Below are 21,274 nucleotides of genomic sequence, written 5' to 3'. Positions count from 1 at the left end.
GGCTCAGTCGGTGCTACCCGGAGGGCCGGTATTCCTGGGCCGTAAGGTGCCAGACGGCTCCGGTGGTGCTGACTATCAGCGCGTATGTCCCCGGAGCCAGGCTGATGCCGATCGCCCCGGCGCCGGCCTTGGCCAGGGACAGCACGGTGAGGGCCGGTCCTTTCACGGGTTGGAGATAGGCAATGGCGGCCCCGGTGAAGGTGTACTCGATGTGAAGCCTGCCGGTGAGGGTTACGAGTGGGCCCGGGGGTTTTGTGCCGGAGGCCTCCGCGACGGTGACCCATTCTTTCACCGGGGGCGGCGCGGCCGGATGCAGCAGTGCGTACATCGAGGCAACTGTGGCGGTGACAGTCCTGGTGACGGGGGCGGCGCTGACGCAGACCACCGCACCGGCGAGGGTGACGACCAGGACAGTCGAGGCCAGGCGCAGGCCGCGTCGCAGGGAGTTGGTCCCGGCCAACGGCATGGATGCCCCGTCGGCAGCGTACTCATTGGTGATCCGGAATAGGTCAATGAGCCACCAGATGCCGGCGCCGCCCAGCGTCAACAGCTTCAGGGTGCCGGTAAACGGCTTGTGGAGGTAGAACCTGTCCGCGCCGCTGAAGCCCAGGAACAATGACAGCAGCCACGCCGTGCGCAGGGAACGCATCGGCGGCGGGTCACCGTCGAAGACAAGCCCGTACTGCTCGGTCGTGGGCACATTCCCGATTCTGGAACAGCCACGTCCGGATGTCCACGGTCATGTGGTGTGCGCTTGCGACATGCACCGTCACGGTCCGTCCTGCGACTCGCGTTCCGGAGGCATGGTCGCTGCGGTGGCCGCAGCCGGTTCCGCCGGACGTTTTCCGGTGGCACTCCAGCTGGTGTGGAAGTCGAGTCGGCAAAGAGGGCGCGGCCCGAATGCTTAAAATTATGGCCCGGTTGCGGGCAGGACACCCAGTCCATCGATTAGGGTCGGGGCATGACCTTGAGCTTGGACGGCCCGCCGGACATTCGTGAGCAGGAATGCTCCTGTTGCGCATGTCTACCGGAGGGACACGTCGAAGAGCCCCTGGACCGGGCGGATGACACACGATGGCACCAGTCCGGGTTTTTGGACAAAGGTCCGTAAACGCCTGGAAATACGCCGTTAGCCAGCGCCCGGTCAGTCTCTTAGGATCCCACCCGCGGAGAATGCGCCGAGCCTTCGGCTCTTCATGACCGGATATTCTCGGGTCGAAGCTTATGAAGGCCCGGTCACCATCAGAGCTTCAAGTGCGCTGGAAAGTTCGTCACGCAGTCCTGTCAGGTCCGGGCAAGTCCCGGGATCGGCGATTGTGGTGATGGTCAGCGTGCCGGCGTAGGAGAAGACTGCAAAGGCAACCGTTACGTTACCGCTGATCGCTCCGAGTGGAATGATCCCGGTTACCGGCCTGCCCGCGATCGCCAGGGCGCGTTCGGGCCCCCGCAGGTTCGTGACGAATGTATGGACAAGGTGTTGGTGGTCTATGACGAAGCGGTAGGCGCCAAGGTGCGCTGCGGCCCGGGATATGGGGCCGATGATTGCAGTGGAGGCCCCGGGAGGCCGCTGCTTGACACTCCTCATCGTTGCGGCAACAGTTGCCACCCGGCCCTTGGCCGGACCGACCGCGGGAACGGTCACCGGGATGATGCCGCTCCGGTTCCCCAGATAGGTGATTGTCGTGTGGCGGCGTGCCGAAAACAGCACAGAGATGACGAACTCTTCGACATATTCGCCCCGTGCCAGGAGCAGGCGGTGCAGGGCGGTCGCGACGGCGGTGAGGATGAGATCGTTGACGGTCGCTCCCTGCATGTGCGCGGCGTCTCTGACGGCCTCCATGTCGCAGCGGAGGACGGCAAGCGTCCGTTGCGGACCTGTCGGGCGGTTGAGTGAGGTGCGGGCAGCCCGGGGTTTGCCCGTCTGCCGCAGTTCGGAGGCTCCGGCGGCTGCGGTCCGCAGTGCGGCCGGGAGCCGGGACAGTGCGTTGAATCGGCTCCTTGCAGCATCAATGGCCAGGTAGAGCGCCGAGTATGGAATCTCTGGCTCCCGGCGACCGTTCCACCCGGCTTCCGCGGCTGCCAGGGCCTCCAGGACGGCGAGACCCCCAATTCCATCTGTGAGGACATGATGGAAAACGAAAACAAGCGCTGACCGGTCCTGGCTCACGCCGGTGATGAGCTTGGCTGACCAGAGAGGACGGTCGCGGGACAGCGGCGCAGCGAGCATTTCGGCTGCAATGTTGAGCACGGCTTCCTCACCAACGGGCGCCGGACAGGCGATCACGCCCAGATGGTGTGCCGGATCAAAGCCGGAATCATCCGCCCAAATGGGCCGCCCGCAGCCGAAGGGGACAGAGACCAGCCGCTGGCGCAGCCGGGGGACAGCGCCGAGCCGACGCGCCAGTGCTTCCAGGAGGGGTGCCGAATCGTCGCTGCCGTCCGTGCTGAGCATGAGGATGGCCCCGACTTGCATTGGCGCTGAGCCGATGTCCGCGTCCAGGGACATCATGTCCTCGGCGCTCACCCGGTCAACATGTTGTCTTGGCGTCATTTTCGGTCCCCGGAACCAGATCTCTGAATTCTCTGCACTCCTGGGAGGGAAGAAAACAGCAACCCACAAGTTGCTGAGCAGAGACAGCCTGCGACCCGACGTGGTCGTCATGTCCTCACTGTTGGGTCTTTGGGGCCCAGACGCTAGGGCAGAACGTCCCGCTTGCCCGCCATAGCCGAAGAGCCACCAGCGGCGCTGGATGATTTGGAGCAACGACGGCGGCAGGCTCCAGCCGCTAGGACGCTTTCGCGCTGGTGGTACCGGGGCCGGCGTTGACTGCTGCCGCCACCAGGCGGTCGAAGCTGGCGGTTCCGTTCTCCGGAGGCACAACCGTGAACACCGCAACCCATTTCTCGGGGGCATGTTTCTCCAGCGTTGACGCCCGGGCTACATGCAGGTTCAGCCCGGGTACGCCGCTGACAAGGAGCGGAAGCTGCTCGCCGGTCTTGGTCATGTGCCGGAATTGGCTGACCGACAATTGGTCACCCGGGCTGCTCGTGACCTCTGCGAGGGTGTCATTGATCCTCTTGGTCAGCCCCCGCATGAAGCGCTGCTGGGCCATGACCGTGCGCACCGTCAGAAGCGCGGCGAAGAAGAGGGTGAACAAAACCAGCGCACCGAAACTTCTCAGGAAGGGCAGAAAGATCATCAGGAACAGGCACAGGATCAGCCCCAAAATACTCGACATGATGAACTTGAAGACGGGGTTTTCGCCCGGTTTCTTTGACCAGCGAACGAGGGCGACGATGTCCTTCCGGGGCTGATCGCGCCGTGAAATTTCCATGATTAGTACCCCTTCACTTCCATGAGCGCTTCGGCCAGGATGATTGCCTCGCGTGCCTCCTTGAGATCGCCCAGCAACCCCATGTCGGGAATGGCTCCTTTGGCCGCGGTGGAGCCGGCGATTTCGGAAAAGATGCTGCTCAACTTTTCGCGGTCCTGTGACAGCATCCGGGACGACGTCAGCTTAATTCTGCTCAGCTCAAGCTCCAGCAGTGACTTGTCGATGGCCTCACGACGCCCTTGCATGACCGCCAGCTTCTCGGTGACACGCTGGACACGGCCGCGGAGCATTGATTCCATCTTTCCTGCCACGACGTGGAGCTCGCACAGCGCGGTGTACGACTGCGGGGACCCGGAGTGAACGGCGAGCTGCTCACCGACGTAATGGCGCCGTCGTTCCCATTTCCGGACGGCGGACTCAGATGGTCCCAAGAGGAGGGAAACGGCTGCCAGTGCTTTGTCCAGCGACGCGGCCCGGGTGCTCAGGCTGCTGGTGGCGGCGTCCAGCCTCGACAGGAACGCGTCGTAGTTGTCGTGGGGCTGGGCGCTATCGGGATTCATGAGCCACCCGCGCGCGGTGGCGCGATTCCCCTCGCCGGAAATTGGCCCCGTCTCCCATGGCAAGAGGATAGAGGCTCCGGGCCCCGTTGGCATAGAGTGCGGTTTTCGATCCGGAGCATTTCGGGCCAGTGTCAGCGACACAACGCACCACTAACACCGGGGAAGCACGGCGTGCGGGTCGTCGGGGGCGTGCGGCTCGCGGAGGGCGTCCGGGTCATGGACTCCGGCGGCACCGGGAAGGGGGCGGTGGGGTAGTAACGGGCGACCTGTCGCATGTAGTTCGCCCACTGCGGGCCGGCGAGCATGTAGCCGTCAATGGCCTTGTAGAACTTGCCGTTGATGGTGATGTTCTGCCCGGGCCTCTTCTGGCCCTCCAGGGCGTCGCCGAAGAAGGAAGCCGTAGCGAGGCCGCTTGTGTAGCCCACCACCCAGGTGGCGCCATTGGTATTGGACGTGCCTGTCTTGGCCGCGACCGGGAACCGCTCCTGGACCTTGGGCTTGATGTAAACGCCGGACCCGCGTTTCAGCACGTCCTGCAGCACGGCGTTCACTCCGCGGGCGACCTCGGGCTTGATCGCCTTGTGACAGGAGCTGGTCTCGGCCGGCAGTTTCTGTCCCGCCGCGTCGTTCACTGCCGAAATGGCAATCGGCGTGCAGTAGGTTCCGTCGTTGGCAAAGGTGGCAAACGCGTTGGCCAGATGGAGAGGCGCCACGCCAATGGCGCCCAGCAGATTGCCCAGCTGGTGCATGTTGATTTGGGCGTTGTCCACGCCGCTGTGGAGCCCGGCGGCATCGACCATCTTCTGGATGCCGCAGAAGTCGAGTTGCGCGGCCTCGGCGAAGGTGGCGGTGTTGATGGAGTTATACAGCCCGTAGTCCACGCGCATGCGGCGGTAGTACCCGGCGTCGTTGTTCTGGAGGTCGTCCGCCGCGCCGAGGCTCTTCTGGCTGGTGCTGTAGGCCCCGAGCACCCTGCCGCAGCTTGATCTCCAGCGGAACCCGAGCGGATAGGAGCGCCGGGACGCGTCCACCATGGCGGAAAGGGATTTGCCCTCGTTGAGCCATTCGGCAAACGTGAACGGTTTCATGGTGGAGCCGGGCTGGAACCCGCCGGCGCCGTTGAGGTCGTTGCCGTTGGCGTCCTTGGAATCGACGTTGAAGTTCAGTTGCGTGTCGAATTTGCCAGGTGCCGGGAGAAACACGGTGTTTTGCGCCATCGCCAGGATCTTGCCGGTGCCGGGTGCGATGGAGACCATCGCGGCGCCCCACTTGTCCGGGTTGGCCCCGGCCGTGGCATCGACCTGCGCCTGCGCGGCCACTTGGAGCCGGCTGTCCAGGGTGGTGGTGATGGTCAGGCCGCCGCGGAACAGCTTCCGCTCGCGTTCGGCAATATCCGCGCCGTAGGCCGGATTGTTGAGAATGAGGTGGGAGACGTAGTCGCAGAAGTACGGTGCCATTTCCGCGCCGGCGCATCCCTGCCTCCCGGGGGTGATCTTGAGATCCACCGGGGCGGCCACGGCCGCTTCGTGCTGCGCTTGGGTGATGGCGCCATAGCTGAGCATCTTGGCGAGAACCTGGTTGCGCCGCTGGACGGCGTTTTCCGGATGGACGTCAGGATTATAGAAGCTGGGGCTGTTCACGAGGCCGGCCAGCAGGGCAGCCTGCGGCAGGGTGAGGTCCTTGGCAGTGGTGTTGAAGAAGTAGCGGGACGCAGCTTCGATGCCGTAGGCGTCCCGGGCGAAAAACACGATGTTCAGGTACCCCTCCAGGATCTGGTCCTTGGTGTATTTCTTCTCCAGTTCGACGGCGAGCCTCATCTCGCGGATCTTGTCGGCCATGCTCTTTTGCCCGTTGAGGACAATCTGGTCGCCCTTGTCCGCCGACACGAGGGATTCATTGAGCACGTTGGTGACGTACTGCTGGGTCAGGGTGGAGGCACCCTGCCTTCCGCCGTTGGTCAGGTTGGACACCAGCGCCCGGAGAATCCCCTGGGGGTCAATGCCGGCATGTTCGTAGAATCGCCGGTCCTCGATCGCGACGATCGCGTCCTTGATGTACGGGGACATTTGGTCGAGCCGGACCTTCACGCGGTTTTCAGCATAGAAGGTGGCGATCGGGTTCCCGTCGGCGGTGAGCACCCTGGTCGATTCCGACGGCGGATCAACAGTCAGTTCCGAGGGGAGGCTGTTGAACAATTTGATCGAGTCGCTGACGGCGACGCCGGTCGCGGCCACGGTGGGCACCAGAAGGCTGGCGGCCAGGACGCCGCACACCGCGCTCGCCGTCAGGAACCCGAATAGCCTCCACAGGGTCGTGGCTACTAGGGATCCGGTGCTTTTCCTGGGTGACATGCTGCCTGGACAGGCTAGGTCAATGAGTCGATGGCGACGGTGATCGCCAGGAGGAGCGGGACGTCCTCGCCGCCCGCGACTTCGACGCCGTAGGACTCGCGCACGCGGAACCACTTCTTGGAGATCGTGGCGACCGTTTGGCCGTCGCGCTCGATCTCGTACTCGTGGTCGACGATGTTGCCGTGTGCCTTCATGTCGGGGCCGCCTTTTACGTCGATCGAGAAGCGGTCCCGGAGCCCAACCAGGGCCTTGTGGACTGTCGCGGCGGTGTCGCCGTCGCGTTCGATGGCCACCTTGTCCCGGACCGAGAGCTTGCGCTCCTGGATGCTCGCCACCTCGTTTCCCGAGGTGTCCTCCAACACGAACGTGTCCCGGATTCGGACCGCCTTGCCGTTGACCTTGTAGGCGCGTTGGCCGTGGCTGTCTTCGATCCAGAAGTCGTCCCCGATCGACAGCAGTTTCTCGCGCATCTGAAACCGCTTGCCTATGGGTTCGTCATGCCGGTGCCGCAATAGTCCCATGCCCTGACCATAGGACCGCTCCGCCGGCCGGCACCTCACCCGAACCGGATGGTCCGGGCGGCTGACCTGTCCCCGCTGGTAACCTGAACATCATTGTTTGAGTAGTTGAATGGGCTGGGAGGGCCGGTGCCGGGAGTGCAGAAAGAACGCACCAAGCGGGCGGACGCCGTCCGGAACAAAGATGCCATCATTGACGCCGCGTTGACACGCCTCAGTGACAATCCCGGTGCAAGCATGGCTGAAATTGCTCGGGTTGCGGGGGTGGGCAGGGTGACCCTCTACGGCCACTTCGCAGACCGGAAGGACCTGGTTGGCGCGGTGTTCGAGAGGGCCATGGACCGCGCCGAGGCCGAACTCGCCGCTGTAGACATCGAGCAAGACACCTGGAACTCCCTGCAGGAGATCGTCCAGTCATCCTGGCGGGTCCTCCATCAATTCAACGCGCTGTTGGCGGCGGCCGAACCATACCTCTCAGCCGACCAAATCAGGGCTCACCACGACAAGCCGCTGGCCAGGGTGATGTCGGTGCTGGAAAAGGGCAGGAGTGAGGGGATCTTCCGTACCGATCATTCCCTCACGTGGCAGGCTGCCTGCTTCTACGCCATCCTCCACAGCGCGGCGGCCGAAATCCGGGCGGAACGACTGGATGAGGTCGCGGCGGCAAAGATCCTTCCGTCAACGATCCGGGCCCTCCTGGTCCCGCCGGACCTGCCGACCGATAAGTCTCTCCACTAGATCTACCGGGTGCCGCCGTGGCGCAGGAACTCGGTGATCTTCGTTGCCATGGCCTTGGACTGCGTCCAGTGCAGGTAGTGCTCGCCCCCAAGGACCACCAGCTCGTGGCGCCGTACGTTGGCCAGCTGCCGTTCGTGCGCGCCGTACCAGTCCGGCTGCTGGTTCATCGTGTCCTGTGACAGGAAGTAGAGCACCGGAAGTGCGTCGGGGTAGCGGAGATCCTGGAGCATGGCGGCATTCTCGCCCATCCGGAGAGTTTCATCAGTGACTGCCGCGTTGCCGAAGTTCCAGCTCGTTATCTGACGCATTTGTTGGCGTTCTGCTGCCGTGAAGCTGCCGCCGCCGGGTTCTCCAAAACCCAGCGCCGTGGCCCAGCGGACCAGGCCTGTGGTCGACGGTGCGTGCGCCCACCAGTAGCCCGCTGCAGGAGCCTCGGCGGGGTCGGTGGTTCCGCCTACGGACATCCTGCTGGCCGGAACGGTGGGGTCGATGCCGATAACGGCGGACACCTCCGCTGGATACTTGTTCGCGTAGTACAGCGTGGAAAAGCCGGCGATCGAGTGGCCCATGAGAGTGTAGGGCGCCCTGATGCCGAGCTTTGACAGCACTTCATGAAGTTCTTCGGCGATGTTTTCAACGGTCCTTGGCCGGGCAGTCATGTCGCTTAAGCCGTAGCCGAATCCCTCAACAACCACTGTTCGGAAGCCGCGCATTTCCCGGACCAGGGGGGCAAAATCGAGCCCCGGGGCAGGGGTCCCGAGTCCACTGAGCAGCACGACCGTCGGCCCGGTCTCGCCGGTGCGGGTGACATTGATGGTTCCCTCATTGAGGTGAACCATTTCGCCGTATGCGACCGTGTGGGACTTTTCGATCTGTTCCAGGATGAGATTGGCCGACGTCGAGGCGGCGAGCAAGCCGGCAATGCTCAGCGCCACTACCCCCGCCATGCGATGGCCCCGCCTCCACCGACGCTTGCGGGGCGGATTGTCCAGGACTGGGAGGGTAGGGCGCGGCATCATGGCAAGACTCCAGGACGAAGGAACTGAGGTAGGCGGTGCGACGTCTCCGCGCTGGGACCGGTCCGGTCAGGCACTTTTGCTGACCAAAATAAATTATACAGCGCTGTTTGAGATAAAGCTCTGGTTGATCATGCCCAAGCTTTTTACAACCCCCGCCCACTAGGGTCGGCGGATGACCTAAGCCCGCGTCTCGACTCATGGCCGCAGCCGGAGCGGACATACTCAAGGTCGCGGAGCTCTCCTCCTCTGACCATCAAACCGCGAGGATCGCCATGAGAATTAACTCCGTTCGCTCAGCCGTAACCACCCTGATCCTGACGGCCGGCTGGTTGGCGGTGGGCCTCCCGGCGCCGGCCCAGGCCGCGGGCACTACGTACTTCGTCAGTGCCTCGGGGAGTGACACCAATCCGGGAACCTCCAGCGCTGCGCCGTGGAAGTCACTGTCGAAGGTCAACTCGATCGTCCTCAAGCCCGGCGACACGGTCAGTTTCCGCAGGGGCGACACCTGGGCCGGAGGCATTGTGACCACCCAGAGCGGAACCGAGGCCGCACCCATCACCTTGATCGGCTACGGGACCGGCAATGCCCCGACGATTACCGGCGGCAAGTCTGGAAACTGCATCAGGATCAACGGCAACTTCACCACCGTTGACGGACTTCGGGGCGTCTCCTGCGGCTACGCGGGCATCAGCGTCACCGGCGACCGCAATACGGTCCGGAATTCCAGTGCCTCCAACAACGCTGTTGGCATCAAGGCGGGGACCGGGTCTGACTTCGGGAAATACACCGGCAACGTCCTGACCAACAACAACGTCATGAACGTCCTGACGCAGGGCACGAACTGCGGGACACCCCAGGCCGTGAACTGCAATGACGACTCGGGCGCTTCCGGCGTGCTGATCAACGGCAACGACAACGAACTTTCCGGCAACACGGTCAGCGGCTCCACTGCGTTTTCCTACGATTACACCCGCGACGGCGGTTCTTTCGAAATCTACAACGGCAGCCGGAACTACATCCATCACAATGTGTCCTTGGACAACAACAACTTCTCCGAGATCGGAAGGTCCTCCGGGACGGCCGACGGCAACACCTACCGCTACAACCTGGTCCGGTCGACCTGTGGTGCCAACTGTGCCCAGGCCAAGGGCTTGATCGCCCGCGGTGCAGGGACGTCCTTCGGGCCGACGAACGGCACAGTCTTCGAATTCAACACCGTGTATCTGAACGGGCCACAGTCCCAGGCCGTTGTCTGCCATGCGGGCTGCCCTGCATCGACCGTGATCCGCGGCAACATCCTGGCGGGCGTCAGGAACTCCTTATGGATCAACGGCTCGGGTTGGACCGAGAACCAGAACGTCCTCAATGGCCCGGTCAACTTCGTACCGAACAGCACGTCCACCACTGCGTCTGCGCGCTTCGTGAACGCACCGGCCGATCTCCGCCTGACCGGCACCAGCCCGGCCATCGACCGCGCCGGAACGAGCCTGTCCGCCGTCGACCTCGCCGGAAGTCCGGTGCCCCAGGACGGGGACTGCAACGGGACGGCCGCTGCCGATTCGGGGGCCTACGAGTTCGACTCGCCCAGCTGCTGACCTACGTTGCGCCCGCATCCGCTCAGCTTGTGCCGGCGTGGCTCCAGCGCTGCTCGATCCGGCCAAATTTCCAGACGGCGAGCGCGATCAGCCAGATGATGACGAAGAGTCCGACGACGATGTACCCGACGTTTTCGAGGTCCAGCGAACCGATGGCGGCCGCCGGCCCCGATTCGAGTCCCAGTTTGTCCGCCACGAGCCCAAGCAGCACGGTGACACCGACCACCAGCGCCACAATCACCGAGAGCACCGTGACTGTGAGGTTGTAGAAGACCTTGCGGACCGGCTTCAGGAACGCCCACCCATAAGCCCGGGACATGAACACGCCGTCGGCGGTGTCGAAAATGCTCATTCCGGCGGCAAACAGCACCGGGAGGACCAGGATGGCGTACCAGGGCAGGGAGAAGGCCGCGGAACCGGCGGCGAGCACGAGCAGGGCTACCTGGGAGGCGGTGTCGAATCCCAGGCCCATCAGCAGGCCGACGGGATAGATGTGCCATGGCTTGATGATCCGCCGGATGGTTCCGCCGAGGAGCCTTGCCAGGAAGCCCCGGTTGTTGAGCTGGTGCTCAAGCTCAGCCTCGTCCAGTTCCCCGGTCCGCATCCCGCGGAACACCCGGGCGATGCCGACCACCGAGGCGAGGTTCGTCAGACCGATCAGGATCAGGAACGTTCCAGCCACGACGCTTCCCACCAGTCCCAGCGTCTGCACCAGTGCCGAGTCCCCGTCCCGCACTGTGCCGGCCATGGCCCTCGCGCCGAGGGCCAGGAGCAGCGCCGCGCCGAACACCACGGTGGAGTGGCCCAGCGAGAACCAGAAGCCCACCCCCAGCGCGGCCTTTCCCTCACCGACCAGCTTGCGGGTGGTGTTGTCGATGACGGCGATGTGGTCGGCGTCGAACGCGTGCCGCACCCCCAGCAGAAAGGCGGTAACGCCCAGCCCCACCCCGTACACGCCGGAGCGGCCCAGCGCGAAGTTCTGCGGAGCCACGGCCAGGGTCAGCACACTCCAGCCGACCACGTTGAGCAGGAGGACGAAGCCGGTGATGCCGGCGAGATGGAACTTGTCACGGCGTTCCCAGCGACTGGACGTCGCCCGAACCGGCTGCGCTACAGGCAACAAGTTGCTCATAATCCGTAAGGGTAGGCGCGGGGGTCGCCGCTGCCAAGACCTCGCGGACTGCGGAACTGCGCGTGGCCGTGTTGCCCCCGTCATCGTCTCCGCGTGCGCCGTTGACACGGCGACGCCCGGCCCTATCCGCCGGTGCGGCCTCCATGCAAGCATGGGGATCACCGATCATGCAAGCACTCCGATCATGCACAGGGAGGGGACTCGATGAAATCCAATGAACTGCTGCTGGATGCCTTCGGCCGGATCCGTGAGACGGTGGCCGCGGCCCTGGCCGGGGTTGATGATGCCACCCTGCTCCGACGGCCCGGAGTCAACGGGAATTCAATGGCCTGGCTCATCTGGCACCTCAGCAGGGTCGAGGACGCGCAAGTCGCCTCCGCCGCGGGCCTGGACCAGGTGTGGACCTCGGAGGGGTTTGCCGCCCGCTTCGGCCTGCCGCTCTCCAAGCGGGACACCGGCTACGGCCATACGAGCGGCCAGGTGGACGCGGTGCAGGCACCGCCGGAACTGTTGCTCGAATACTACGAAGCCGTCCACCGGCAGACCGTGAATTTCCTGGAGCACCTCGGCGACGACGACTTCGACCGCATCGTCGATACCCGCTGGGACCCGCCCGTCACCCTCGGGGTGCGGCTGGTCAGCACGATTGCCGACTGCCTCCAGCACGTGGGGCAGGCGGCCTACGCAAAGGGCCTGGACTCCGCGCGCGGGCACGGCTAGGCGGTCCGTGCCATGCAGGCGGCCGAAATTCGCGGACTCTTCCCGGGGCTACAGGAAACCATCTATCTCAACACCGCCTCGATGAACGTCGGCTGTGCACCCGCCCGCGAGGCGTACGAGCTGGCCGTCAAGCGATGGTCCGCCGGCAGGTTCGACTGGATGGATGCCGAGCGGGCAGGGGAGGAGGCCCGCACCATGTTCGCGGAGATCGTCGGGGCGACGGCGGGGGAGATCGCGATCGTCCCGGCCGTGAGCTCCGCCGCCGGGATAGTGGCCGCCAACCTGCCGCCGGCGAAGCGCGGCGAGAACGTCGTGGTTGCCGGGAACGAATTCGCCTCGAACTACTACCCCTGGCTCCTGCTCCGGAACCGCGGTTACGGGGTCCGCGCCGTGGCACCGGGCGGGGACGGCGTGACGGCCGAGGAATTTGGCCAGGCGGCCGACGGCGGCACCCGCCTGATCGCCGTGAGTGCCGTCCATTCGGCCAACGGCTACCGGGCGGACCTGGCCGCGCTCAGCCGGGTCGCGGCCCGCTCCGGCGCCTGGTTCTTCGTCGACGCCTGCCAGGCCGCGGGCGCGGTGCCCCTGGATGTGGTGCGCGACGGCGTGGATTTCCTGGCCGCCGCGAGCCACAAGTTCCTGCTCGGCTCCCGGGGCATGGGCTACCTCTATGTCCGCAGCGGACTGCTTGACCGGATCCAGCCCGTCGGTCCCGGCTGGAAGGCCGCGCGCAACCCGGCCGGGAGCTTCTACGGACCGGCCATGGACCTCTCACCCACGGCCTCGAAGCTCGACACCTCCTTGGCCTGGTTTCCCGCCCTGGCCGAGCAGGCGGCGCTCGGCATCTTCCGCAGGTTTGGGATCGGGGCCTTGCTCGATCGCAACGCCCGGCTCGCCCTTCACCTTCAGGAGGCCCTGGCGGCGCAGGGCTCCTCGTTCCGGCCGTTCGCCGAGCAGCACCGCTCCACGATCTTCTCCGTGCCGGTGACAGACACCGAGGCGGTCCTGGCGCGGTTCCGCCAGGCCAACGTGGTGGCATCGGTCCGGGAGGGCAGAATCCGGCTGGCGGTACATTTCTACAATCTGGATGAAGAACTCGATCGCGTGGCCGGGCTGATCGGGCGAGGGTGAGCGTCGGCCGTGCCTCCTCACGGAAAACTGGGGCCGCCCCAGCACCGTTACTATTCGCGCCCGTGGTCCTTGTCGTCGCTGGCGTAGGCGAGGCCGATCTGGCGCCGAACTTCGTCCATGGCCTCCATGACCTGAACGCTCTGCCGGGGCGGCAGGATGTCGTTGGCAATGGAGCCGGCCGCAATGAGCCGCTCCATTTCCCGCGCCTGGTATTGCATGCCGCGGCCGGTGACGGGTTCATCGAATCGCTCGACGATGTTTCCGTCGGCGTCGTACCTGGTGAAGGCCGACGGCGTGTACCAGACTGACGGGATCTCGATCCGGCCTTCGGTTCCGATGATCGAGGCCTGGTTTGGTCCTGCCGTGTCCAGCGCGCAGTGCAGCACGGCCTGCTGCCCGTCACCGTATTCGAAGATCATCGCGGTCTGCCGGTCAACTCCGGTTTCAGTCATGCTGGCCGCTGCCCGGATCCCGGTCGGCACCCCGAAGACGTCGAAGGCGAAGGAGACGGGGTAGATGCCCAGGTCCAGGAGCGCTCCGCCGCCCAGCGCCGGGTCGTTGAGGCGGTGCGCCGGATCCTTGGGCAGATTCTGGTTGTGGTCAGCGATCACTGTGCGGACCTCGCCCAGGGCGCCGGACCGAATCAGCTCACGGATGCGGACCATGTGCGGAAGGTAGCGTGTCCACATGGCCTCAAGGGCGATCAGCCCCTTCGTCTCGGCGAGCTCCACGATCTCCCGGGCCTGCCAGGCGTTCATGGCGAAGGGCTTTTCGATCAGCACGTGTTTACCGGCGTCCAGGGCCAACAGCGCATTCTCGTGGTGGAACGGGTGCGGCGTAGAAACGTAGACAACGTCGACGTCCGGGTCGGCCACGAGGTCCGCGTAGCTTCCATGGGACGTGGGGATCTGAAACCGGGCCGCGAAATCGGTCGCGGATGCCATGGTCCTGGAGCCGACGGCCTGGACCACTGAGCCGTTGTCGATCAGGTCCGGCGTTTGCAGCCCGGCGATAAACCCGGTGCCGAGAATTCCCCATCTGGCCTGGGGCGTGGAGAGACCTGCGGTGCCGGGTGTGGCGTGCTCTGACATGCGTTTGGGTTCCCTTCGAACATGCGGTCACGAAAGCATCGGGCGGCTCGTGGAGCGTCCACGGCTTCGCGGGACGTGTTCGTATCCTAATCCCGATGCCGGAACTCATGGTGTGAGCGGACCCCGAAGCACACGCAGGGCCGCGGCGGCGTCACCTTCAATGACGGCGTTCTCTGCCAGGTTGGATCGACCCCAAAGACCCAGATACATCACCGGCAGCGGGGCGGAAATCAAGGCCACGGCGGCGCCAGGTCCCAGTGTCCAGCTGGCGGCCCCTGGCACCTGGAAGGTCACAGCTTTGTCCGGGGGCGGCATCCGGTCCAGTCGCAGCTGCCGCGGCGCGAACATCGCCAGGACCTCGTCGACACCGTCGAGCATGAAGTTGTCGGCCAGCGCGGGGATCTCCAGGCCAAGCGCCTGGCAGGCGTCGACCAGGTGGATGGCATGTTCGTGGGCCTGCCGCCGAAGCCAGAACCGGGCGGTGCGCGGAGGCGGGCCAAAGGTCCAGCATTCGCTCTCCGGATCAAGGCCCGTCATCGTCTCGAGGAAGGGTGCGGTGCCCGCGAGAAACCAGGCCGCGGCGCCCTCGGCCGGCGGTGCAGGTTCCTGGACAAAGGTGCCCGTCCGGACCACCCCGGCTGCCCACCTCTCGATTGAACCGAGATGCCCGAAGAGCTGCTCGAGCGTCCAGGTGGGGCACGCCGGAACGGCGCCGGCAAGAGTGTCCCGCGGCTGCCGGGCGAGCGTGCCGAGGTGGTCCAGGGAGTTGGCCAGTTCGGCCAGGAATTGATCGGGCGGCATGGGAGGAGCCTAACGCGACGCGGCAAAGATTCCGGCGCGCCGACACCCACGCAGCGTGGGCGGGCCTCGTGCCAGCAACATCCCTCGCATGCGTCCCACAAGCGTCGAGGCATTGAGCGGACACCCAGCACCTGCGCCTGACCGAGCGGTTTGCGGCCCAGTCCGTGATTGAGGAGCTGCTGGCAGTCCAGGCGTTCGTTCCGCCGCGTTCGCTGCTCAGGCGGATGTTCGGTGCCAGTCCGTTGAGCGACGCCAGCTCGCCCTGGTACCGGGGTGCGCTGGGCGAAATCGCTGAGGGCCGGATCCTGGCTCGCCCGCGGTGCCAGGCAAACCGGATGACCTCATAGGGAATTTCGCCGCCCTCCGGCGGTTGATTGACCAGGCACGACGCCGGGTTGCGTGGGTGCTTGGTGTCCCCGCCGTCGGCTTCTTGTTGTTGGCCACAGCAGGACCGCTGGGTGCCGCAATCCTGCACGCATTGATGAACCGATAGGGGAGACCGTCGAGCGAATGGCGCTCGCCGCCGTCGTGAATCAGCCCTTGGGCCCGAAACGCTGAGACATTCCCACGCCCGCTTCGCCCCCGTTGGGGACCGCCCGGATTTTCGGGGAAGCAAATAAACAACCGCGTTCGCCCAAGTAGCGGCCAAGTAGCGCCCGAAATAAAACGCGAATTGCCCGGGAGAAGTCGAGTGGCAACCACCCGCGCGCTCTTCAAACCCCGCTTCTAGGCTCCAGAGTACTGGGTTTATAAAGTCAATGTAGTGGTCAGAAACGGGTCTCAGCCATGTTTGATCAAACAGAATTTCGGGTGTCGTCCGGCCATTTTAATGGCCTTCTTCGCGGTGGACTTAAGGGTCGGGCACCGCATCTCCGGAAGCACCGGGCAGCCACGATCCACGCAACTCCGCACCGACACCGGCCGTGGTCCCGAGGCGCCTGGGCATCACTGCTGTCGGCAACGCTCGCACTCGCAGCGCTTTCCGTCGGCCATACCGCCGTCGCGGATGTGGGGACCATCGCCCACGATTCACTGCGGACAGGCTGGGACAAAAACGAACCCGGGCTCTCGCCGTCGGCGGTCGCATCATCGAACTTCGGCAAACTATTCTCTGCAACCGTGGACGGGCAGGTCTACGCCCAGCCGCTCGTAGTAGGCAGTACCGTGATTGCGGCGACGGAAAACAATGCCGTTTACGGGCTGGACGGCGCCACGGGTGCGGCGAAGTGGACCCGTAAACTTGGGCCGGCGTGGCCGGCGTCGACCGTTCGCTGCGGCGATCTCACGCCCAACATCGGGATTACTTCGACGCCGGTCTACGACGCGGTGACGAAGAGCGTCTTCCTGCTGGCGAAGACGAATGACGGGGCCAACAATCAGTTCCCACACTGGTACATGCACTCCCTGGATGTTGCGACCGGCGCGGAGAAACCCGGATTCCCCGTCACAATCCAAGGCGCCCCGACAAATGACCCCACCCGCCCGTTCAACCCGATGACGGCGATGCAGCGCCCAGGGCTGCTGCTCTTGAACGGGGTCGTGTATGCAGGGTTTGCCAGCCATTGCGACTACACCCCCTTCGTAGGTTATGTCGTCGGCGTATCGACCGCCGGGCGACAGACGACGATGTGGGCCACCGAATCAGGCAACGCCAATGCGGAGGGCGGGATCTGGCAATCTGGCGGTGGACTGGTGTCCGACGGTCCCGGTCAAATCCTGCTCACCACGGGAAACGGGATTTCCCCGAAGCCCGGCCCGGGATCGAAGCCCCCCACCACCCTGGCGGAGGCGGTGGTCCGGCTCCGAGTCGGCAGTGACGGCAATCTGAAGGCCACCGACTTCTTCAGCCCGGCCGACAACGCGAAACTGAACAGGAACGACGCCGATCTGGGCTCCGGCGCTCCCGTCGCGATCCCGGACGGCTATGGCACGGCTGCACACCCGCACCTGTTGGCCCAAATCGGTAAAGACGGCACCATGTACCTGCTGGACCGGGACAACTTGGGCGGCATGGCGCAGGGGCCGGGCGGAACTGACGCCGTCCTGGACAAAGCCGGACCGTACAGCGGAGTTTGGGGCCGGCCCGCGTTTCTTGGGACGCCCAGCGGCGGATATCTCTACATCGTCGAAAGCAACGGGTACCTGAGGGCCTTCAAGCTCGTGCCGGGCGCCAGCGGTGGGATTAGCCTGGCAGCCGTCGGAACGTCCGCTGGTACGTTCGGGTTCAGCTCCGGCGCCCCGTCGGTGACATCCACCGGCACGGACGGGTCCTCCGCCCTTGTCTGGGTGGTCTATGTCAGCGCAGGTACCGGGGCCGATGCGGAACTGCGCGCATACCGGGCAATCCCGGATAACACCGGGAACCTCAGGGAAGTGTTTAGCGCCCCGCTGGGCATAGGGGCCAAGTTCTCCTCGGTGGCCACTGACAAGGGCCGCGTCTACGTGGGCACGCGGGACGGGCACGTCTTGGGCTTCGGCGCCCCGACGACATCGGCGGTAGGGGCAAAGAACACCGATCTCGGCACCGCCAAGGTGGCCACCTCCGTGACCGGAAGCGTGACGATCACCGCGTCGCGGGCGGTAACGGTCAGCTCCATCACGACGCGCGCCCCGTTCAAGATCGGAACCGGGCTCACGATGCCCCGGAAGTTGGCCAAGGGTGCGAGCCTGACCGTACCCGTGACGTTTTCGCCGACTGTTCCGGGCCAGGCGGACGGCACCTTGACGGTCAAAACTTCAGACGGCGAAACCGACCTCCTCGGCGTCCACGGCATCGGCACGAAGGAGGGCCTGGGCGCGACTCCGGCCACGGTGCAGTTCACCGACGTCCCGACAAAGACGGTCAGCCGGCAGACGGTCAACATCGTCAACACCGGTACCACAGTCGCCAAGATCACCGGCGTCGCGTTGCCGGTCAGCGCACAGCTCAAGGTCGACCCGGCCACGGTGCCGGTGGTCGGCAAGACCATCCAGCCGCTCGCGTCGATTGCGGTGTCCTTGACGTTCAGTCCCACATCGGCGAGTCCGGTGACCGATACCCTCGTCGTCACCAGCGACCGCGGGAAGGTGACCGTCAACGTGGCCGCGACTGCCGTCTCCGGCGCGGCGCACCTGGAGATGCCGCGCGCCCTGGACTTCGGTGACGTCCCTGTCGGGACGTCGGTGACCAGGGCTTTCGAGATAAAGAACACCGGCAACGTCCCGATGACCATCACGAAGGCCAAAGCGCCGCAGGGCGTCTTCTCCACTACCAATCCCATTTCCGAGGGCTTGAAAATTCCCGCCGGTGAAACCGCATACCAGACCGTGACCTTCGCGCCCGCGGCCGTCGGGCAAGCAGGGACGAGCGAGACCTTTTACCTGATCACGGCGGACGACGGCCAAGCTGCGAAGAAGGTCATGCTCACAGGGAACGGTACCGACGACCCCATCGCTGCCTATGCCTGGAAGATCAATGCGGGCCGCCCCGGGTCGAGCCTTGGCCGGTCGCTGACCGCGGAGTACGCCGTGGGCGTAGGCAAGTGCCAGGACTACGTCGGAGGGGTGATCTGTTGGTCACCCAAGACCGGGGCGCATTCGGTCCGCGGCGAGATCAGCCGCCGCTACAAGGCAGCCGGCGGTGCCGCCGGCATCCTGGGCTTCCCGACTTCCGACGGGCAAGCTTCGCCGGACGGCGTTGGTGCGTACAGCCACTTCTCCGGTTCGGACGGGTCCTCGATCTACTTTTCTCCGACGACCGGAGCGCACTTTGTCCTTGGGTCGATCCGATCGAAATGGATGGCACTGGGCGCGGAGACAGGGCCGTTGGGCTATCCGATCACTGACGAGAAGCACGCCCCGGACGGAGTGGGACGGTACAACCACTTCTCCGGTGCGGGTGGGGCCTCGATCTACTGGACACCGAAAACCAAGGCCCACTCGGTGACAGGGCCGGTCCGTGCTAAGTGGGCGTCGCTGGGCTGGGAGTCGGGCCTGGGCTATCCGACCTCCGACACTACGGCGTCCGCGGACAAGGTAGGGCGGTTCAACCACTTCTCAGGTGCGGGTGGAAACTCGATCTTCTGGTCGCCGGCGACGGGGGCGCACTTTGTCCTTGGGTCGATCCGATCGAAATGGGCGGCACTTGGCTGGGAGACCGGGCCACTGCGGTATCCCATAACGGACGAGAAGGGCACACCGGACAAGGTGGGCCGGTACAACCACTTCTCCGGTTCGGGTGGGGCATCGATCTTCTGGACGCCGACTACCCGGGCGTACTCGGTGACAGGTGCGATCCGGAATAGGTGGGCCTCGCTCGGCTGGGAGACTAGCCGGTTGGGTTATCCCACGAGCGACTCGTATACGGTATCGGTCGGCCGGGCAACGGATTTCCAGCGCGGGCGGCTGACGTGGAACGCGACGGCCAGGAAGGTCACCGGATAGCCGTGCCCGCGTCAGTTCAGGAATTCCCGGACCGATTGGCGCCTGGACCTCACCGGTCTGGGCCCGATCGGTCCGGACCTGTGCGGCCAGACCTAATCGGTCTGGAACCGGGCGACGGCGGAGGCGTAGATTGACGATGCGGGCTGGCCGGATCCCGGCCCTAGTGGGGGCCCGTTAATGGGCCTGTGCATGAAACAGAGCACGAGCTCCGCCACACCGAGGAGTGATCACATGAGCCAATTTATCCAGCGCCTGCTTGCTGCGTTCAATGACCACGACCTTGAGGCAGCGGCCGCGTTGTTCCATGAGTCGTACAAAAGCGTGCAGCCGGTCCACCCGGGCAGGGCATTTGTGGGACGGGCGCAGATGCACGCGAACTGGGCAGCGATGTTCGCTGGCGTTCCCGATTTTCACGCAGAAGTGCTCCGCTCCGTGGACGACGGTAATACCACGTGGAGCGAATGGACCTGGGCCGGCACCCGGACTGATGGGCGGCCCTTCGACATGCGCGGGGTGACGATTTTCGAGATCGAGGACGGCCTCATTACGAGCGGAAGACTCTACATGCAAGAGATTGAACGAGGGGATGAGGGCATCGCAGAGGCAGTCCAGACGCTGTCGGGGCGCCGGCCTGCCCGGCCCTCGGAACCCGAGGACTGAAATGGCTGGCCTCAGGCGGCTGGGAGAAGGCTGCGCGCGCGTTTGACCGTTGTGGCCTGGTGCCGGGGCTGCGTCGAGGCGTCGTCGTTGTTGGGAAGTGGCGCCGTTGGGCCGGCCTGTGCAGGACCCTTGCCGGACATCTGACTTCGGAGGAGGATGATCGGCACACTGAGGAGGCCCGCCATGACCCAGCTTGGCAAGTTTGAGAAGTACCTGATTGAGGAATTCTTCGACGACTACCGCTCCGGCGTCATGAGCCAGCACACGTTCACGCGCCGGGTGGCGTTCATCACCGGCAGCATGGCGGCGGCCTCGGCAGCGATGCTCCTGGTGGGCTGCACGCCCGAGGAGGTTCCCCGCAGTACCGATCCCATGCCGACGCCGACGTCGTCCGCGCCGGGGTCCGGCACAGTGTCCGCGGGCGCGGTGCCGGGGGCCAAAAGCCCGTTGTCGGTCCCGGAGGGCGCGGCCGGGCTGACGACGGCGACCGTGCAATTCGCATCGGGCGGCACCGACATCAGTGGCTATCTCGCACGGCCCGACCACGGGGCCGCCGGACCGGCCGTGCTGGTCTGCCACGAGAACCGCGGGCTGACACCGCATATCCAGGATGTGGCGCGCCGCTTCGCCAAAGCCGGATACGCGGTTCTGGCCCTGGACCTGCTGAGCAGGGAAGGCGGTACCGCGGGCATGGACCCGGATGCTGTCCCGGGAGCACTGACCCAGGCCGGGGCGCAGCGTCACGTTTCCGACTTCACGGCCGGCTTTGACTACCTGAACGCCCAGGACTTCGTTGATCACGGGCGGATCGCCATGAACGGCTTCTGCTTCGGTGGCGGCATCACGTGGCAGTCGGCGACGGCGATCCCGGGCCTGTTGGCGACCTCGGCGTTCTACGGACCCGCGCCTGACCTGGACAAGGTCCCGGCCATCAAGGCGGCCGTCTTCGGCGTCTACGCCGAACTGGACCAGCGGATCACCGGCGCCATGCCGGCGCTCCGGGATGCCCTGGCCAAAACCGGTGTCCGGAACGAGCTCAAGATCTATCCCGGCGTGGACCACGCCTTCCACAATGACACCGGGCCGCGCTACAACCAGGAGCAGGCCACGGCCGCATGGAACGACACGCTCGCCTGGTTTGGCAAGTATGTGTGAAGGCAAGTTTGCCTGAAGCATGGCCCGGACATGTCCCGACCGGATG

The 21,274-nt window shown here is 65.2% G+C and carries 17 protein-coding genes; 7 read left to right on the top strand and 10 right to left on the bottom strand.

All coding sequences use genetic code 11. The annotated features are described in order from the left end of the window. Nucleotides 1-13 precede the first annotated feature (13 nt). From AC1DFR_RS16635 to AC1DFR_RS16610, 6 genes are all read right to left on the bottom strand, one after another. Nucleotides 14-700: a TM2 domain-containing protein gene (locus tag AC1DFR_RS16635; protein ID WP_476873938.1), complete on the bottom strand. Its 687-nt coding sequence runs from the start codon at nucleotides 698-700 to the stop codon at nucleotides 14-16. 522 nt (nucleotides 701-1,222) lie between these two features. Then, nucleotides 1,223-2,551: a wax ester/triacylglycerol synthase domain-containing protein gene (locus tag AC1DFR_RS16630; protein ID WP_476873937.1), complete on the bottom strand. Its 1,329-nt coding sequence runs from the start codon at nucleotides 2,549-2,551 to the stop codon at nucleotides 1,223-1,225. Nucleotides 2,552-2,786: 235 nt separating this feature from the next. Further along, nucleotides 2,787-3,335, bottom strand: coding sequence for a hypothetical protein (locus AC1DFR_RS16625; protein ID WP_476850068.1), 549 nt, complete (start codon nucleotides 3,333-3,335; stop codon nucleotides 2,787-2,789). 2 nt (nucleotides 3,336-3,337) lie between these two features. Continuing rightward, entirely contained in the window at nucleotides 3,338-3,895 is a 558-nt protein-coding gene (locus AC1DFR_RS16620; protein ID WP_223916843.1) for a hypothetical protein, read from the bottom strand. A 131-nt stretch (nucleotides 3,896-4,026) separates the two neighbouring features. Continuing rightward, nucleotides 4,027-6,246: a transglycosylase domain-containing protein gene (locus AC1DFR_RS16615; protein WP_476873936.1), complete on the bottom strand. Its 2,220-nt coding sequence runs from the start codon at nucleotides 6,244-6,246 to the stop codon at nucleotides 4,027-4,029. 14 nt (nucleotides 6,247-6,260) lie between these two features. After that, complete coding sequence (locus AC1DFR_RS16610; protein ID WP_476873935.1) at nucleotides 6,261-6,716, bottom strand: LURP-one-related/scramblase family protein; 456 nt, start codon at nucleotides 6,714-6,716, stop codon at nucleotides 6,261-6,263. A gap of 285 nt (nucleotides 6,717-7,001) precedes the next feature. Between AC1DFR_RS16610 and AC1DFR_RS16605 the strand changes: the two genes are divergently transcribed. After that, nucleotides 7,002-7,502, top strand: a complete 501-nt coding sequence (locus AC1DFR_RS16605; RefSeq protein ID WP_459385007.1) for a TetR/AcrR family transcriptional regulator — start codon at nucleotides 7,002-7,004, stop codon at nucleotides 7,500-7,502. 2 nt (nucleotides 7,503-7,504) lie between these two features. Here the strand turns inward: AC1DFR_RS16605 and AC1DFR_RS16600 are convergent, their stop codons facing one another. Continuing rightward, nucleotides 7,505-8,449: an alpha/beta fold hydrolase gene (locus AC1DFR_RS16600; protein ID WP_476873934.1), complete on the bottom strand. Its 945-nt coding sequence runs from the start codon at nucleotides 8,447-8,449 to the stop codon at nucleotides 7,505-7,507. 344 nt (nucleotides 8,450-8,793) lie between these two features. On the opposite strand from AC1DFR_RS16600, the gene AC1DFR_RS16595 reads away from it, so the two are divergent. After that, the gene (locus tag AC1DFR_RS16595) at nucleotides 8,794-10,116 is read left to right on the top strand and encodes a right-handed parallel beta-helix repeat-containing protein (RefSeq protein WP_476873933.1); all 1,323 of its coding nucleotides are present in this window, start codon (nucleotides 8,794-8,796) and stop codon (nucleotides 10,114-10,116) included. Between the two features lie 22 nt (nucleotides 10,117-10,138). On the opposite strand, the gene nicT is transcribed toward AC1DFR_RS16595, so the two are convergent. Beyond that, nucleotides 10,139-11,248 carry a Nickel transporter NicT gene (gene nicT / locus AC1DFR_RS16590; protein ID WP_476873932.1) on the bottom strand — a complete coding sequence of 370 codons (1,110 nt, stop codon included), beginning with the start codon at nucleotides 11,246-11,248 and terminating at the stop codon, nucleotides 10,139-10,141. Between the two features lie 204 nt (nucleotides 11,249-11,452). Here nicT and AC1DFR_RS16585 point away from each other — a divergent pair, with 204 nt between their 5' ends. Continuing rightward, complete coding sequence (locus AC1DFR_RS16585; protein WP_476873931.1) at nucleotides 11,453-11,968, top strand: mycothiol transferase; 516 nt, start codon at nucleotides 11,453-11,455, stop codon at nucleotides 11,966-11,968. Nucleotides 11,969-11,980: 12 nt separating this feature from the next. Continuing rightward, nucleotides 11,981-13,099 (top strand): aminotransferase class V-fold PLP-dependent enzyme, encoded by a 1,119-nt coding sequence (locus tag AC1DFR_RS16580; RefSeq protein WP_476873930.1) that lies wholly within the window; start codon nucleotides 11,981-11,983, stop codon nucleotides 13,097-13,099. A gap of 50 nt (nucleotides 13,100-13,149) precedes the next feature. On the opposite strand, the gene AC1DFR_RS16575 is transcribed toward AC1DFR_RS16580, so the two are convergent. Beyond that, nucleotides 13,150-14,190 carry a Gfo/Idh/MocA family protein gene (locus AC1DFR_RS16575; protein ID WP_476873929.1) on the bottom strand — a complete coding sequence of 347 codons (1,041 nt, stop codon included), beginning with the start codon at nucleotides 14,188-14,190 and terminating at the stop codon, nucleotides 13,150-13,152. A gap of 105 nt (nucleotides 14,191-14,295) precedes the next feature. Then, on the bottom strand, nucleotides 14,296-14,991 hold the full coding sequence (locus tag AC1DFR_RS16570; RefSeq protein ID WP_476873928.1) for a maleylpyruvate isomerase family mycothiol-dependent enzyme: 696 nt from the start codon (nucleotides 14,989-14,991) through the stop codon (nucleotides 14,296-14,298). Between the two features lie 1,119 nt (nucleotides 14,992-16,110). Here AC1DFR_RS16570 and AC1DFR_RS16565 point away from each other — a divergent pair. The 3 genes from AC1DFR_RS16565 (at nucleotide 16,111) to AC1DFR_RS16555 (ending at nucleotide 21,228) form a co-directional block, all read left to right on the top strand. Then, on the top strand, nucleotides 16,111-19,413 hold the full coding sequence (locus AC1DFR_RS16565) for a choice-of-anchor D domain-containing protein (protein ID WP_476873927.1): 3,303 nt from the start codon (nucleotides 16,111-16,113) through the stop codon (nucleotides 19,411-19,413). Between the two features lie 231 nt (nucleotides 19,414-19,644). After that, nucleotides 19,645-20,073: a nuclear transport factor 2 family protein gene (locus tag AC1DFR_RS16560; protein WP_223916821.1), complete on the top strand. Its 429-nt coding sequence runs from the start codon at nucleotides 19,645-19,647 to the stop codon at nucleotides 20,071-20,073. A gap of 183 nt (nucleotides 20,074-20,256) precedes the next feature. Continuing rightward, nucleotides 20,257-21,228 (top strand): dienelactone hydrolase family protein, encoded by a 972-nt coding sequence (locus AC1DFR_RS16555; protein WP_476873926.1) that lies wholly within the window; start codon nucleotides 20,257-20,259, stop codon nucleotides 21,226-21,228. Nucleotides 21,229-21,274 lie beyond the last annotated feature (46 nt).

The organism is Arthrobacter sp. 05T410 (assembly GCF_056396505.1).
The sequence above is the reverse complement of the archived record's forward strand: the minus strand, read 5'-3'. Positions and strand labels throughout refer to the sequence as shown.

Bases quoted from the DNA above. Each gene is read 5' to 3' on its own strand.
- AC1DFR_RS16630 (WP_476873937.1), bottom strand. From the start codon at position 2,551: ATGACGCCAAGACAACATGTTGACCGGGTGAGCGCCGAGGACATGATG.
- AC1DFR_RS16625 (WP_476850068.1), bottom strand. From the start codon at position 3,335: ATGGAAATTTCACGGCGCGATCAGCCCCGGAAGGACATCGTCGCCCTC.
- AC1DFR_RS16620 (WP_223916843.1), bottom strand. From the start codon at position 3,895: ATGAATCCCGATAGCGCCCAGCCCCACGACAACTACGACGCGTTCCTG.
- AC1DFR_RS16615 (WP_476873936.1), bottom strand. From the start codon at position 6,246: ATGTCACCCAGGAAAAGCACCGGATCCCTAGTAGCCACGACCCTGTGG.
- AC1DFR_RS16610 (WP_476873935.1), bottom strand. From the start codon at position 6,716: ATGCGCGAGAAACTGCTGTCGATCGGGGACGACTTCTGGATCGAAGAC.
- AC1DFR_RS16605 (WP_459385007.1), top strand. From the start codon at position 7,002: ATGGCTGAAATTGCTCGGGTTGCGGGGGTGGGCAGGGTGACCCTCTAC.
- AC1DFR_RS16600 (WP_476873934.1), bottom strand. From the start codon at position 8,449: ATGGCGGGGGTAGTGGCGCTGAGCATTGCCGGCTTGCTCGCCGCCTCG.
- AC1DFR_RS16595 (WP_476873933.1), top strand. From the start codon at position 8,794: ATGAGAATTAACTCCGTTCGCTCAGCCGTAACCACCCTGATCCTGACG.
- nicT (WP_476873932.1), bottom strand. From the start codon at position 11,248: ATGAGCAACTTGTTGCCTGTAGCGCAGCCGGTTCGGGCGACGTCCAGT.
- AC1DFR_RS16585 (WP_476873931.1), top strand. From the start codon at position 11,453: ATGAAATCCAATGAACTGCTGCTGGATGCCTTCGGCCGGATCCGTGAG.
- AC1DFR_RS16580 (WP_476873930.1), top strand. From the start codon at position 11,981: ATGCAGGCGGCCGAAATTCGCGGACTCTTCCCGGGGCTACAGGAAACC.
- AC1DFR_RS16575 (WP_476873929.1), bottom strand. From the start codon at position 14,190: ATGTCAGAGCACGCCACACCCGGCACCGCAGGTCTCTCCACGCCCCAG.
- AC1DFR_RS16570 (WP_476873928.1), bottom strand. From the start codon at position 14,991: ATGCCGCCCGATCAATTCCTGGCCGAACTGGCCAACTCCCTGGACCAC.
- AC1DFR_RS16560 (WP_223916821.1), top strand. From the start codon at position 19,645: ATGAGCCAATTTATCCAGCGCCTGCTTGCTGCGTTCAATGACCACGAC.
- AC1DFR_RS16555 (WP_476873926.1), top strand. From the start codon at position 20,257: ATGACCCAGCTTGGCAAGTTTGAGAAGTACCTGATTGAGGAATTCTTC.